General features: G+C 59.3%; 8 protein-coding genes. 6 read left to right on the top strand and 2 right to left on the bottom strand.

Going from position 1 to position 14,008, the window contains the following annotated elements; genetic code table 11:
* Window positions 1-135: 135 nt before the first annotated feature.
* Together nirD and nirB are read right to left on the bottom strand one after the other, a co-directional pair.
* Complete coding sequence (nirD, locus tag N1078_RS11270; RefSeq protein ID WP_274088267.1) at window positions 136-507, bottom strand: nitrite reductase small subunit NirD; 372 nt, start codon at window positions 505-507, stop codon at window positions 136-138.
* Complete coding sequence (gene nirB / locus N1078_RS11265) at window positions 507-3,050, bottom strand: nitrite reductase large subunit NirB (RefSeq protein ID WP_274088266.1); 2,544 nt, start codon at window positions 3,048-3,050, stop codon at window positions 507-509. The genes nirD and nirB overlap by 1 nt, the downstream gene beginning before the upstream one ends.
* Before the next feature lie 606 nt (window positions 3,051-3,656).
* Between nirB and N1078_RS11260 the strand changes: the two genes are divergently transcribed.
* From N1078_RS11260 to cobA, 6 genes are all read left to right on the top strand, one after another.
* Complete coding sequence (locus tag N1078_RS11260; protein WP_274088280.1) at window positions 3,657-7,775, top strand: bifunctional nitrate reductase/sulfite reductase flavoprotein subunit alpha; 4,119 nt, start codon at window positions 3,657-3,659, stop codon at window positions 7,773-7,775.
* Window positions 7,776-7,993: 218 nt separating this feature from the next.
* A complete protein-coding gene (locus N1078_RS11255) occupies window positions 7,994-9,187 on the top strand; it encodes a CmpA/NrtA family ABC transporter substrate-binding protein (protein WP_274088265.1) in 1,194 nt (397 codons plus the stop codon).
* A gap of 15 nt (window positions 9,188-9,202) precedes the next feature.
* Window positions 9,203-9,778, top strand: a complete 576-nt coding sequence (locus tag N1078_RS11250; protein WP_274088264.1) for an ANTAR domain-containing response regulator — start codon at window positions 9,203-9,205, stop codon at window positions 9,776-9,778.
* 360 nt (window positions 9,779-10,138) lie between these two features.
* Window positions 10,139-11,353: a nitrate/nitrite transporter gene (locus tag N1078_RS11245; protein WP_274088263.1), complete on the top strand. Its 1,215-nt coding sequence runs from the start codon at window positions 10,139-10,141 to the stop codon at window positions 11,351-11,353.
* Between the two features lie 10 nt (window positions 11,354-11,363).
* On the top strand, window positions 11,364-13,031 hold the full coding sequence (locus tag N1078_RS11240; protein WP_274088262.1) for a bifunctional protein-serine/threonine kinase/phosphatase: 1,668 nt from the start codon (window positions 11,364-11,366) through the stop codon (window positions 13,029-13,031).
* Window positions 13,032-13,107: 76 nt separating this feature from the next.
* The gene (gene cobA / locus N1078_RS11235) at window positions 13,108-13,872 is read left to right on the top strand and encodes a uroporphyrinogen-III C-methyltransferase (protein ID WP_274088261.1); all 765 of its coding nucleotides are present in this window, start codon (window positions 13,108-13,110) and stop codon (window positions 13,870-13,872) included.
* Window positions 13,873-14,008: the final 136 nt, after the last annotated feature.

The following is a 14,008-nucleotide window of genomic DNA, read 5'->3' as shown; positions in this document are numbered from 1 at the left end:
CGCAAGCCATTGTGATGCAGCAGAAAACTAAGCGGCAAGAGCAGTTTGAGATTACAGAGCAAACGCGGACGACTTTAGAGGCCTGGATAATTCGGACTCATTCAATCAACCCCAACCGTACTCTCGAGTTTTACTTTAAGGAAACGCCACCTCGACGGCATCGCCATTAAAGCGCACCGGCCACACGCTCAACGCCTGCTTAGGATATTCCAGGCAGGTACCGTCCTCCAGGCGAAAGTGTTGTTTGTACAGCGGTGCAACCACCACTAAGTCCCCGGCCAAACTGCCCACCAGGCCACGGCCAATCACATTGGCTCCCGACTTCGGGTCGCGGTTATCAATGGCGAACAAACGCTCACCTTCCGGCTCGTTGGGTAGGTAGAACAGCGCCACTTGGACGCCCTCCAGCAAGGCCACTACACCAGAGTTGGAGACTAGGTCCTGACGGGTGCACAGTGTTTTCCAGTGGGTGTATTGGGCAGCTACGACGGCATTGGCTTGGCTCATCAGACGATCTCCTCGGCGGCTATCAGGTGCAGCTCTTCTGCACGAATTGGACGGCGTTGGCCGCGTTCTTTGACGAAGTGAATATCAGGGTCAGCGCCGTTATCGTTGACGAAGGTACGGAAGCGTTTGAGCTTCTCTGGATCTTTCAGGGCGTTGGCCCATTCGCATTCGTAGCGTTCGACCACCAACTGCATCTGCCCTTCCAACTCGGCAGCCAGACCCAGGCTGTCATCGATAATCACAGCCTTCAGGTAGTCCAAGCCACCCTCCAGGCTTTCGCGCCATACAGAGGTGCGTTGCAGCTTGTCGGCGGTGCGGATATAGAGCATTAGGAAGCGGTCGATGTAGCGGATCAGAGTGTCGTCATCGAGGTCGGTGGCGAACAGTTCAGCGTGCCGCGGGCGCATGCCGCCGTTGCCGCTGATGTACAAGTTCCAGCCCTTCTCGGTGGCGATTACGCCAACGTCTTTGCTTTGCGCTTCGGCGCATTCCCGGGTGCAACCGGATACCGCAAACTTGAGCTTGTGCGGCGAGCGCAGGCCCTTGTAGCGATCCTCAATCAGCAGGGCCATTTGCACACTGTCTTGCACGCCATAACGGCACCAGGTACTGCCCACGCAACTCTTCACCGTGCGGGTGGACTTGCCATAGGCGTGGCCGGTTTCAAAGCCGGCGGCAATCAGTTCCCCCCAGATATCTGGCAGCTCGTGCAGTTGCGCGCCGAACAGGTCGATACGCTGGCCGCCAGTGATCTTGGTGTACAGATCGTACTTTTTCGCCACTGCACCAATGGCAATCAAACCATCTGGGCTGATCTCACCACCGGGAATACGCGGTACCACCGAGTAGGTGCCGTTCTTCTGCATGTTGGCCATAAAGGTGTCGTTGGTGTCTTGCAGCGGCACCAACCATGATTCCTGAATTTGCCGGTTCCAGCACGAGGCTAGAATGGAGCCCACAGCGGGTTTGCAGATGTCGCAACCGAGGCGGCCTTTGCCATGGCGGGCCAGCAGTTCGTCGAAGGTTTCGATGCCTTCCACGCGCACCATGGAGTACAGCTCCTGGCGGGTGAAAGCAAAGTGCTCGCACAAACTCTTGTCAACGCTAACGCCACGGGCCGTCAACTCATGCTCGAACACCTGCTTAAGCAAGCTGGCGCAACCGCCGCAACCGGTGGCGGCTTTGGTCTGTGCTTTAAGGCCGGCAAGGTCGCCGCAACCAGCGTCGATGGCGCAGCAAATCGCGCCTTTACTGACGTTATGGCAGGAGCACACGGTGGCCGTAGCTGGCAGGGCATCAACGCCAAGCGCCGGTGCGGCTTCGCCAAGGGGCAGAATCAACGACGAGGGGTCGGCTGGCAGAGTAATGCCGTTTTGTACGTATTGCAGTAGGGTGTCGTAGTAACTGTTGTCGCCCACCAGCACCGCGCCCAAGGCTTGTTTGCCATCGGCGGACACCACCAAGCGCCGGTAGCTGCCTGTGGATTCATCAATAAAGCGGTAGCTACGCGAACCGGCGATGGCGCCATGAGCGTCACCGATGGAACCGACATCTACACCAAGCAGCTTGAGCTTGGTGGACATGTCGGCGCCCATAAACGGAACGGCCGTTTCGTCACAGAGTTGCGCCGCAACGCTGCGGGCCATTTGGTAACCCGGCGCAACCAAACCAAATATGCTGCCATTCCAGGCCGCGCATTCGCCGATAGCGTAAATGTTGGCATCGCTGCTACGGCATTGGCTGTCGATGGCGATACCGCCACGGGCGCCTAGCTCCAATTCGCATTGTTTGGCCAAGGCGTCCTGCGGGCGGATGCCAGCGGAGAAAACTATCAGATCTGTTTCCAAGAACTCATCGTTGGCGAAGTTCATGCGGTAGCGGTATTCGCTGCCGGCGGAGATCGACTGGGTACCGCGAGACAAATGCACGCTAACGCCAAGAGCTTCGATACGCGACTTCAGAGCGTGGCCGCCGTGATCATCCAACTGCACCGGCATCAAGCGCGGGGCGAACTCCACCACGTGGGCTTCCAGGCCCAAGCACTTAAGGGCGTTTGCCGCTTCCAGACCGAGCAAACCGCCCCCCACAACCACGCCACGACGGGCGTTCTTGGCGGCGGCTTGGATAGTATCGAGGTCGGTCAGGGTACGGTAGACCAAGCGCGAGTCGCCGGCGGCACCTTCAATCGGCGGCACAAAGGGGAACGAGCCGGTGGCCAGTACAAGCTGATCATAGGGCACGCAACCATTGGCAGTAATCACCTCGCGGCTGGCGCGGTCGATTTCCAGCACCGGCACGCCCAGGTGCAGGGTGACGCCTGGGGTTTGATACAGCGCCCAGTCGCCAAGGGCGAGGGATTCGGCATCGCGCCCACCGAAGTATTCGGACAGGTGCACACGGTCGTAGGCGCGCAGCGGCTCTTCGCTGAACACATGAATCTGGTAGCGGCTCAACGCGCCGCGTTCCACCAACTGCTCTACGCAGTGGTGACCAACCATGCCGTTGCCGATGACGACTAATTGCTGAAGATCTTTGCTGTTCATGTGTACACCCGCCAACGCCGCTACAGTTTTTTTTGAGCAAAAAAAACGCCTGGAACCAAAAGGTTCCAGGCGTCTTTGCCTGTTCGTACTGCCGGCCTAGTAAGCCTGACGCAGTCCTTGTCACCCGGGCCTGTCTCAGCCAACGATCGCCATTGATCGACGGGGTGTCTCACCTGCGCAATGGCAGTGAGTTCATAAAGACTATGCAGTGGCTGTGCCAGAATTTTATTTGCACCCTGAAAACGCCGTATTTACGGGCTTTCCCTCCAAGCAGGGGAATTACCTCACGTGCCAATTCAGAGCTAAAACAGTGCAGTTTTCGACCTACCGCCCCAACGTGACGCGACTTAGGCATCACACAGTACCTGTGGGAGAGGCTTCAGCCTCGATGCTTTTAAAGTCAAAACTCGCGACTGAAGCCGCTCCCACACAACCGCACACGAGCTTGCGACACTTTTGGCCCAGCCATTGCTAAGTACAAGCAAGGCCGTCAACGATGATGGCCAACACATTCAAGCAATACACACGACAAAGGCGCCGTGCAGCCCCCGTTGAAAGACGAGGAGCAGCATGGCGCCTTTGTCGTTTCTGCAGGTGGATACGGCGATGGCAGCACTACCGACAACCAGCAAAACCGTACGTAGCGTATGCCCCTACTGCGGGGTGGGCTGCGGCATTGTTATGCAGGTGGAAGACAACCTGATCGTCAACGTTTCCGGGGACAAACAGCACCCCAGCAACTTCGGTCGCCTGTGCACCAAGGGCAGTACCTGCGGCCAAGCCGTGGTCAACAGTGGGCGCATGGAGCACGCGTTTATGCGCCAGGAGCGCAACCTTTCCCCGGTGCGCGTGGCCATCGACCAAGCCATCGACGCTACCGCCAGCCGTCTGTGCAGCATCATCGACGAGCACGGCCCGGATGCCGTAGCCCTGTATGTCAGCGGGCAAATGTCCCTGGAGGCGCAGTATCTGGCCAACAAGCTGACCAAGGGTTTTATTCGTAGCAGCCATATCGAATCCAACTCGCGCCTGTGCATGGCCAGCGCCGGCAGCGGCTACAAACAATCCCTCGGTGCCGATGGTCCGCCCGGCTCCTACAGCGACTTTGAGCACAGCGATGTGTTTGTAGTGATCGGCGCCAACATGGCCGACTGTCACCCCATTCTGTTTCTGCGCCTGCTCAACCGGGTTAAGGCCGGGGCCAAGCTGATCGTCATCGACCCACGGCGCACCGCCACTGCCGACAAGGCCAGCCTGTACCTACAAATCGCCCCAGGCACCGACCTGGCGCTGCTCAATAGCTTGCTGCATGTGCTGGTGAAAAACGGCCATACCGACCCAGCGTTTATCGCTGAATTCACCGAAGGCTGGGAGGTAATGCCGAGCTTTCTTGAGGACTACTCGCCCGAGAAAGTCGCCGCCATTACTGGTTTGAGCGCGGCCGATATTCGCCAGACCGCGCAGTGGATTGGTGAAGCAGAAAACTGGATGAGCTGCTGGACCATGGGCCTCAACCAGAGCGTGCAAGGCACCTGGCACACCAACGCCCTATGCAACTTGCACCTCGCCACCGGCGCCATTTGTCGTCCAGGCAGCGGGCCGTTCTCCCTTACCGGCCAACCCAATGCCATGGGCGGCCGCGAGATGGGCTATATGGGCCCCGGCCTACCTGGCCAGCGCTCCGCCTTGGTGGCCGAGGACCGCGCGTTTATTGAACGGATATGGGCCCTGCAACCCGGCAGCCTTCGGAGCGAAGGTGGCGATGGCACGGTGGCCCTATTCGAGGCCATGGCCGCCGGCGAAGTAAAAGCCTGTTGGATTATCTGCACCAACCCGGTAGCCAGTGCGCCCAATCGCAAAACCGTGATTGAGGCACTACAAAAGGCCGAACTAGTGATCACTCAGGACGCTTACCTGGACACCGAAACCAATCGCTATGCCGACATCCTGTTGCCCGGCGCGCTGTGGGCGGAAGCCGAGGGGGTGATGATCAACTCCGAGCGCAACCTCACCCTAATGCAGCAAGCCGTAACTCCGCCAGGCGACACCTTGGCCGACTGGAAAATTATCGCCCGCGTGGCCTGCGCCATGGGCTACAGCGAAGCGTTTAGCTACAACAGCGCCAGCGAAATCTTTGAAGAAATCAAACGCTGCTGGAACCCCAAAACCGGCTACGACATTCGCGGTGCCAGCTATGAACGCCTGCGCGAGCAACCGTTGCAATGGCCCATTGCCGATAGCGACGCGGCCACGCGTAACCCACTGCGTTACTTGAATAATGACACCAGCCAAACCCTGAAACTGGCCGCAGACGGCAGCCAACCGGCACTGGTGTTTGCCACCGACAGTGGCAAGGCGCAGTTCTTTGCACGCCCCCATTTGCGGCCTGCAGAACTGCCCGATGAGAACTTCCCCCTGATACTCAATACCGGTCGCCTGCAGCACCAGTGGCACACCCTGACCAAGACCGGGAAAGTACCCACACTGAACAAGCTCAACCCCGGCCCCTTTGTGGAAATTCACCCCAGCGACGCCACCCGCCTGGCAATTAGTGAACGCGACGGCGTGGAAATTCGTTCCCGCCATGGCGTGGCGGTGCTACCGGCCTTAATCAGCGACCGCGTACGCCCAGGCAACTGCTTTGCGCCCTTCCACTGGAACGATGTGTTTGGCGAACAGCTGGCCATTAACGCTGTGACCAGCGACGCCATTGACCCCGTATCCCTGCAGCCGGCGTTCAAGTTTTGCGCCGTTAGCCTACAAGCCGTCAGCCGTGCGCCGTCCCCTCAGGGGACCACTGTTTCCGAGGAGCTCGCCCCCATGCAGACCAATGTCTTTGCTCGCCTGCTTAACCTCGACACCCCGGCGCAGTTGCAACTGAGCGCCGCCGAGGAGCTGTATATGCAGGGCTATCTGTTGGGCCTACGCAGCCTGGAAGGGCGTGTAAGTGGCGTGCCCACCCTGCCCGCCAGTGCACCGCTAACGGAAAACAAACGCCTGTTGCTGGATGGCATGTTGGCGGGGCTGTTTTCACGCCAAACCGCGGGTCTGGATATGCCCAGCCATGCGCTGCAACTGCTCAGCGCAGCACCGGCAGAAGTCATCGCCCCGCAGTGGTTGGTGCTGTGGGCCTCACAAACCGGCAACAGCGAAGATCTGGCCGAAACCTGCACACAGCGCCTACGCAGTAAAGGCCAACGCGTGCGGATGATGGCCATGGATGACGCCAAGCTGGAGGACCTATGTGGCGCCGCCGGCGTACTACTGGTGACCAGCACCTTTGGCGATGGCGAGCCACCGGACAATGCCGCCAGTTTTTGGGCTAGCCTGGAAAACGCCGAAGCCCAAGCCTTGGCCAGCAGCCGCTACAGCGTGTTGGCCCTGGGCGACTCCAGTTACGACCAGTTCTGTGGCTTTGGCCGCAAGCTGGATGAGCGCCTAGCAGCCCTCGGCGGCGAATGCCTGCACGCGCGCCAAGAGTGCGAACCGGACTATCAACAAGCTGCCGAGCAGTGGCTGGAAAAAATCTGCATAGCCTTGCCAAGCGGGCCCATTGCCGCAGTGGAAAAAACCTCCAACTTGTTGCCAACCCCCATCGAAAGTAGCCGCTACAACCGTCACAACCCGCTGATCACTCGGTTGCTAGAAAACCGCATTCTCAACAGCCAGGGGGCGCAGAAGGAAACCCGCCATATCGTCTTCGACCTCGGCGACCACGACTTCCCCTACCAAGCCGGCGATGCCCTGGGCGTATGGCCGAGCAATTGCCCAGAGCAGGTCAATGCCCTTCTCAAGGCCTTGCAGCTCGATGGTGATTGCAGCGTTGAGCTCAAAGAACAAACGCCCATGACCCTGCGCATGGCCCTAGAAGAACACTTGGAAATCGTCCGCATCACCCCTCAGCAGCTGCAGTGGGTATGCGAGCGCTCCGCCAGTCCGCTCTTGGAAGAGCTGCTGCAGGGCGGAGACCAAGCCGAACTCAAGGATTGGCTCTGGGGCCGTCAGTTGCTCGACCTGTTGTTGGAGTTCCCAATCCCCCTCAACAGCGATGAACTGCTGAGCTTGCTCAAGCCGCTGCAACCGCGCCTGTACTCCATTTCATCGAGCCCTAAAGCGCATCCAAACCAAGTGCATATCACCGTTTCTACCGTGCGCTACCAGCACCAGAACAAGCAGCGTGGTGGCGTCTGTTCAACCTTCCTAGCCGACCGTGCAGAGGGCCGGGGCGCACGGATATTCCTGCAACGCTCGGCGCACTTTCGCCCCCCACAAGACCCGCAGTTGCCGCTAATCATGATTGGCCCAGGCACCGGCATCGCGCCTTTCCGCGCCTTTCTGCAGGAGCGCCAAGCCCAGGGCGGTTCTGGCAAAAACTGGTTGTTCTTTGGCGAACAACGCGCCGTAAGCGACTTCTACTACCACGACGAATTACGTACCTGGCAACGCAGCGGCCTGCTCACCCGCCTAGACACCGCCTTCTCCCGCGACCAGGCAGAAAAAATCTACGTGCAACAACGCATACTCGAAGAGGGCGCGCTGCTGTGGAGCTGGCTGCAACAAGGCGCCTCGGTATGCGTCTGCGGCGACGCCGCACGCATGGCCAAAGACGTCGACGCAGCCCTGAAAAAGATCGTGCAAGTACACGGAAAAATGAGCAGCGGCGCCGCCACCCTGTACGTCAGCGGCATGAGCAAAGAGCGACGGTATTTGCGCGATGTGTATTGATGCCCACGTTTGCGGGGATCGCGACTGAAGTCGCTCCTATGCAGATCAAGAGCCGAACCCGCCAAACACAAACTCGGCACAGCAATTGCTGTTCTTCCCGCTAAGGTCGCCAGTAAACGCCACGTGGCGACCTTACTGACAACTGCGTCGTGCTACCCGGTTGATAACCCGCGGTAGGGACATCGTTTTTTGTGGTCTAGGTTTTCAGGAACACCCCTATGAGCGATGGCCTGCTTATGCACTCTCTGGCCTGGGTAGCGGGCAGCGATGCCCCAGAAAGGAACGTCCTCAATATCGGCTACATGCCGCTTAGCGACTGCGCCTCCGTGGTCGTAGCGGCCACCCAGGGCTTTGCCCAGCCCTATGGCTTAACCCTCAACCTCAAACGCCAGGCCTCCTGGGCTGGCATCAATGACAAGCTGATAAGCGGCGAACTGGACGCCGCCCACAGCCTGTACGGCATGATCTACGCCATTCAACTGGGCATCAGCGGCGCCGCTGCTACCGATATGGCCGTGCTTATGGGTCTGAACCAGAACGGCCAGAGCATCAACCTGTCGCAACCACTGAAAGAGGCTGGTGTGACCAGCGCCAGTGCACTGCAACAGCGCGCGCACCAAAGCGGCACAAAACTTACCTTCGCCCAGACCTTCCCCACCGGCACCCATGCCATGTGGCTGTATTACTGGCTGGCCAGCCAGGGCATTCACCCGCTGCAGGATGTAAACAGCGTGGTGGTGCCGCCGCCGCAAATGCTCGCGCACCTGGAAGCAGGGCGCATTGATGGCTTTTGCGTGGGCGAACCCTGGTGCGCCAATGCCGTGGAGCATGGCCAGGGCTTTACCCTGACCACCAGCCAAGCCATCTGGCCGGATCACCCGGAAAAAGTCCTGGCCTGCACTCGCGAATTTGTTGAGCAAAACCCCAATACCGCCCGCGCTCTGGTGATGTCGGTGTTGGAAGCCAGCCGCTTTATTGAGGAAAGCCACGAGAACCGTCGCAGCACAGCACAACTGTTGAGCAGCAGTGAGTACCTAGATGCGCCGTTATCCAGTGTCGAACCGCGCCTGCTGGGCGAGTACAGCGATGGCCTGGGCAATCAATGGCACGACGCCAACGCCCTGCGCTTCCATAACAACGGCGCTGCAAACTTTCCCTACCTCTCGGATGGCATGTGGTTTCTCACTCAGTTCCGCCGCTGGGGTTTGCTGCGCCAGGACCCTGACTACCTCGCCGTAACCTGCCAGGTGCAACAAACTGAGCTGTACAGCGCCGCCGCAACCGCCCTGGATATTCCTGTGCCTAATGCCGCCATGCGCACCAGCCGCCTGCTCGATGGCAGCGTTTGGGACGGTACCGACCCTGCCGGCTATGCCCGCAGTTTTAACCTGCATGCCCTCAATGATCACTGACAGGAGCTGGCCGCTATGCTGCGTATCCTGCTGATCAATGACACCTCGAAGAAGGTCGGGCGCTTGCGTACGGCCTTGAGCGAGGCGGGCTTTGAAGTGATCGACGAGTCAGGGCTGACCATCGACCTGCCCGCCCGCGTGGAAGCCGTGCGTCCGGACGTGGTATTGATCGACACCGAGTCGCCAAGCCGGGATGTGATGGAACAAGTGGTGCTGGTGACCCGCGACCAGCCACGGCCGATTGTGATGTTTACCGACGAGCACGATCCCGGCGTGATGCGCCAGGCGATCAAGTCTGGTGTGAGCGCCTATATCGTCGAAGGCATCCATGCCCAGCGCTTGCAGCCGATCATGGACGTGGCCATGGCGCGCTTTGAAAGCGACCAAGTGCTGCGCTCGCAACTACACGCCCGCGACCAGCAGCTGGCTGAGCGCAAACGGGTTGAGTTGGCCAAGGGTATGTTGATGAAAATGAAAGACTGCAGCGAAGAGGAGGCGTACACACTGATGCGTCGCCAAGCCATGAGCAAACAGCAGAAGCTGATTCAGGTGGCAGAGCAGATTATCGCCATGACTGAGTTGTTGGGCTAACCGTAGGAGCGGTAGCTGCGCGGTGCGCACCCTACAAAATCAAACGCAGCGCCTGCTCCACAACACAGCACACTGCACCAACAGTGGCTGTACACAGCCTAAAAGGCTCTGCAAATAAAAGTAAAACCATTGCCCTAGAGCTCTCCAGCCTAATTGGCACACAACCTGCTTATGTATCAGCACAGGTAGCCAACGGCGGTTGCCCCACCACGACAAAGACGTCGCACTTCCCCTCGCTAAAGCGAACTTGGGATTGCGGCGTCTTTTGCGTTTATGGCCTTGGAAACGGGGCCTGGTGGGCAGCTCTCAAAGCTACCCACCTGCAAACACAACTACCTATTTGCAGATGAGGTACTGGGAATGAACACCAACAGTTTCTGGAAAGCCGGCCACACCCCCACGTTGTTTGCCGCCTTTTTGTATTTCGATTTGAGCTTTATGGTTTGGTACCTGCTAGGCCCAATGGCAGTACAGATTGCCACTGACCTGCAACTAACCACTCAGCAACGCGGATTTATGGTGGCTACGCCGATTCTGGCTGGCGCCCTGCTGCGCTTTTTGATGGGCATACTGGCGGATCAGTTGTCGCCAAAAACCGCCGGTATCTTCGGCCAAGTGGTTGTGATTGGCGCACTGCTGGTGGCTTGGCAGTTGGGCATCCACAGCTATGAACAAGCACTGCTGCTCGGTGTGTTCCTCGGTATGGCCGGTGCTTCGTTTGCCGTAGCCCTACCGCTGGCATCTCAGTGGTACCCCGCGGAACACCAAGGCAAGGCCATGGGCATCGCCGGCGCTGGCAACTCGGGCACCGTGATTGCCGCTTTGGCTGCCCCGCTGCTGGCCGCAGCCTTTGGTTGGAGCAATGTGTTTGGCCTGGCGCTGATCCCACTGGTGCTGACGCTTATCGCCTTCACCCTGATGGCCCGTAACGCTCCAAACCGCAGCAAAGCTAAATCCATGGCCGATTACTTCAAGGCCCTGGGCGACCGTGATAGCTGGTGGTTTATGTTCTTCTACAGCGTCACCTTTGGCGGCTTTATCGGCCTAGCAAGCGCCCTGCCCGGTTATTTCCACGACCAGTACGGCCTCAGCCCAGTGACCGCCGGCTATTACACCGCGGCCTGTGTATTCGGTGGCAGCCTGATGCGACCTCTAGGCGGCGCCCTAGCCGACCGTTTTGGTGGCATTCGTACCTTGCTGGGCATGTATGCCGTGGCCTCCATCTGCATTGCTGCGGTGGGCTTTCATCTGTCTAGTTCGGTGGCGGCATTAGCCTTGTTCGTTAGCGCCATGCTGGGCTTGGGTGCAGGTAACGGTGCAGTGTTCCAACTGGTGCCACAGCGCTTTCGTAAAGAGATTGGTGTGATGACCGGCCTGATCGGCATGGCAGGAGGCATCGGCGGTTTCCTCCTGGCTGCAGGCCTGGGTGCAATCAAACAGAATACCGGCGACTACCAAATCGGCCTGTGGTTATTTGCCAGCCTGGGCGTGATTGCCTGGTTCGGTTTGCACGGTGTGAAAAAACGCTGGAGAACCACGTGGGGTTCGGCTGCCTTTACCGCTGCACGGGTCTGAGTAAACCGCCATGGGCTTGCATCTGAGCTACGCCGAAAGCAGCGCCAGCGGGCCGCGCGTGGAGAACCAGGATGCGGTGCGTCTGGTCACTCCGGCGCCATCGCTGGCTGGCAGCAAGGGTTATTTGTTTGCCTTGGCTGACGGCGTTAGCCAATGCGCGGACGGTGGCTTGGCTGCCCGGTCAACCTTGCAAGCACTGGCTCACGACTACTACGCCACGCCGGAAACCTGGGGCGTGGCGCAAGCCCTGGACCGTCTGTTGCTTGCACAAAACCGCTGGCTGCATGCCAATGGCGGCGGCCAGCCGCTGCTCACCACCCTCAGTGCTTTGGTGATGCGCGGTCGGCACTTTACCCTCGCACATATCGGCGATTGCCGGGTGTACCGCTGGTTTGCCGGGCAGTTACAGCGCATCAGCGAAGACCACGTGTGGGGCCAACCGGGTATGCAGCATGTGCTCAAGCGCGCCATGGGCTTGGAGCAGCATGTGGTGGTGGATTACCTGGATGGCGAGTTGCGCCTTGGCGAGAGCTTTCTGCTGGTCAGCGATGGCATTTGGGCCACCCTGAGTGAGGCCTCAATTGCCGGTATTCTGCGTGATGAACAGCAGTTGCAAGCGGCCAGCCAGGCCCTGGTTAGTGCTGCCCATCAAGCTGGCAGCCAGGACAACGCCAGTGCCGTGCTGGTACGGGTCGATGAATTGGGTGAGACCAGCTTGGGCGACGCTCTGGGGCAGCTGGATCAATGGCCACTGCCACCATTGTTAAAGCCCGGGCAAGTATTTGAAGGCTGGCAGGTGGAGGCCCTTGTGGGGCAAAACCGCCAGTCTGTGCTGTACCGCGTGCGTGACAACCAGCAGCAACCCTGGCTGTTAAAAACCCTACCTGCCAGCCGGGACAGTGACAGCACAGCCGGGAATGCCCTGTTACAGGAAGAGTGGTTTCTGCGGCGCGTGGCCGGACGTTACTTTCCCGAGGTGCACCACGCCAACCAGCGTCAGCACCTTTACTATCTGATGCGCGAACACCCCGGCATCACCTTGGCCGAGCACTATCACGTGCACGGCAACTTCGGCCTTAATCAATGGCTGGGAATCGCCTCGCTCCTGTTACGGGCGCTGGGCATGCTGCACCGACGCAACATCGTCCATCGCGATATCAAACCGGAGAATCTGCTGCTCAATAATGATGGCGAGCTGCGGGTGCTGGATTTCGGTTTAGCCTATTGCCCTGGGCTTTCCAATCAGGCACTGGGCGAGTTGCCCGGCACCCCCAGTTTTATTGCCCCGGAAGCCTATGCAGGCGCGCCGCCCAGTGCTGCGCAGGACCTCTATAGCGCCGGCGTTACTCTGTATTACCTGCTTACTGGCCACTACCCCTACGGCGAAATCGAGGCCTTTCAGCGCCCGCGCTTTGGCACCCCGGTGGCCGCCAATCGCTACCGCCCAGACCTTCCAGAATGGCTGGTGAAGAACCTCGACAAAGCCCTGACCAGCGACCCCACCCAGCGCTTTGAAACCGCCGAAGAGTGGTTATTGGCCCTGCAGCAAGGCGAACACCAACCCAGCACTCGACACCGGCCATTGCTTGAACGCGAGCCGCTGAAAGTGTGGCGAGCACTGGCGCTGGCCTCACTACTGGTCAATGGCCTGCTGTTGATTTGGTTGCTGCACGCATGACTTCAAACAGCACAATATCGCAGCAAAGCATGCAAGCTCGCTGCGCCGTATACACAGCCCTGATTAGGAAGACCCCATGAGCGCAAAAGTCTGGTTGGTGGGTGCCGGTCCCGGTGACCCTGAATTGCTCACCCTGAAGGCCTTGCGCGCCCTCAATAGTGCCGACGTGGTGATGATAGACGACCTAGTTAACCCGGCAGTGCTCGAACACTGTGTGAACGCCAAGGTTATTAGCGTCGGCAAGCGCGGCGGTTGCCGATCTACCCCGCAGGAATTCATCCACCGCTTGATGCTGCGCTACGCCCGCCAAGGCAAGTGTGTGGTGCGCTTGAAGGGCGGCGACCCTTGCATTTTTGGCCGTGGCAGCGAAGAGGCCGAATGGCTGGGCGCCCACGGAATTGAAGTGGAGCTGGTGAACGGCATCACCGCAGGTTTGGCCGGCGCCACCCAATGCGGCATTCCCTTGACCTTGCGCGGAGTTGCCCGTGGCGTCACCCTAGTCACCGCCCACACCCAGGACGACAGCAGCCTTAACTGGCAGGCTCTGGCACAAACCGGCACCACACTGGTGGTGTATATGGGCGTGGCCAAGCTGGAAGAGGTACAACGGGAATTGATGGCCGGTGGGCTTGCTGCCAGCACACCGGTGGCCATGATCGAAAACGCCTCCCTGCCCCATCAGCGCGAGTGCAGAAGTGATTTGGCAACCATGAGTGATGCAGCACAGGTTTTCAGGCTCAAGTCACCGGCGGTGATAGTAATAGGCGAGGTCTCAGGACTAGGGCACGTGACGAGGGCGTGCCAAGAGACCAGAGATCGCGGTCTAGCGGGGGGAGGTTAGAGTGAACTGAAATACTCTAACCGGCCAGAAGCGGTCACTCGCTGCCAGCAAAGTCAGCCAAGGACTCCCTCGCCAGCATAAATAACGTGTCCCCGATTGTTGCTCATCTTTCTGAGCGACCAAATGTTCTCGTTCA

The sequence above is a fragment of the Pseudomonas sp. MIL19 genome (genome assembly GCF_028680365.1).
GTDB lineage: Bacteria > Pseudomonadota > Gammaproteobacteria > Pseudomonadales > Pseudomonadaceae > Aquipseudomonas > Aquipseudomonas spirodelae.
The sequence above is the reverse complement of the archived record's forward strand: the minus strand, read 5'-3'. Positions and strand labels throughout refer to the sequence as shown.

Excerpts from the sequence above, each read along its gene's own strand:
- nirD (WP_274088267.1), bottom strand. The coding sequence starts at position 507 with ATGAGCCAAGCCAATGCCGTCGTAGCTGCCCAATACACCCACTGGAAA.
- nirB (WP_274088266.1), bottom strand. The coding sequence starts at position 3,050 with ATGAACAGCAAAGATCTTCAGCAATTAGTCGTCATCGGCAACGGCATG.
- N1078_RS11260 (WP_274088280.1), top strand. The coding sequence starts at position 3,657 with ATGGCAGCACTACCGACAACCAGCAAAACCGTACGTAGCGTATGCCCC.
- N1078_RS11255 (WP_274088265.1), top strand. The coding sequence starts at position 7,994 with ATGAGCGATGGCCTGCTTATGCACTCTCTGGCCTGGGTAGCGGGCAGC.
- N1078_RS11250 (WP_274088264.1), top strand. The coding sequence starts at position 9,203 with ATGCTGCGTATCCTGCTGATCAATGACACCTCGAAGAAGGTCGGGCGC.
- N1078_RS11245 (WP_274088263.1), top strand. The coding sequence starts at position 10,139 with ATGAACACCAACAGTTTCTGGAAAGCCGGCCACACCCCCACGTTGTTT.
- N1078_RS11240 (WP_274088262.1), top strand. The coding sequence starts at position 11,364 with ATGGGCTTGCATCTGAGCTACGCCGAAAGCAGCGCCAGCGGGCCGCGC.
- cobA (WP_274088261.1), top strand. The coding sequence starts at position 13,108 with ATGAGCGCAAAAGTCTGGTTGGTGGGTGCCGGTCCCGGTGACCCTGAA.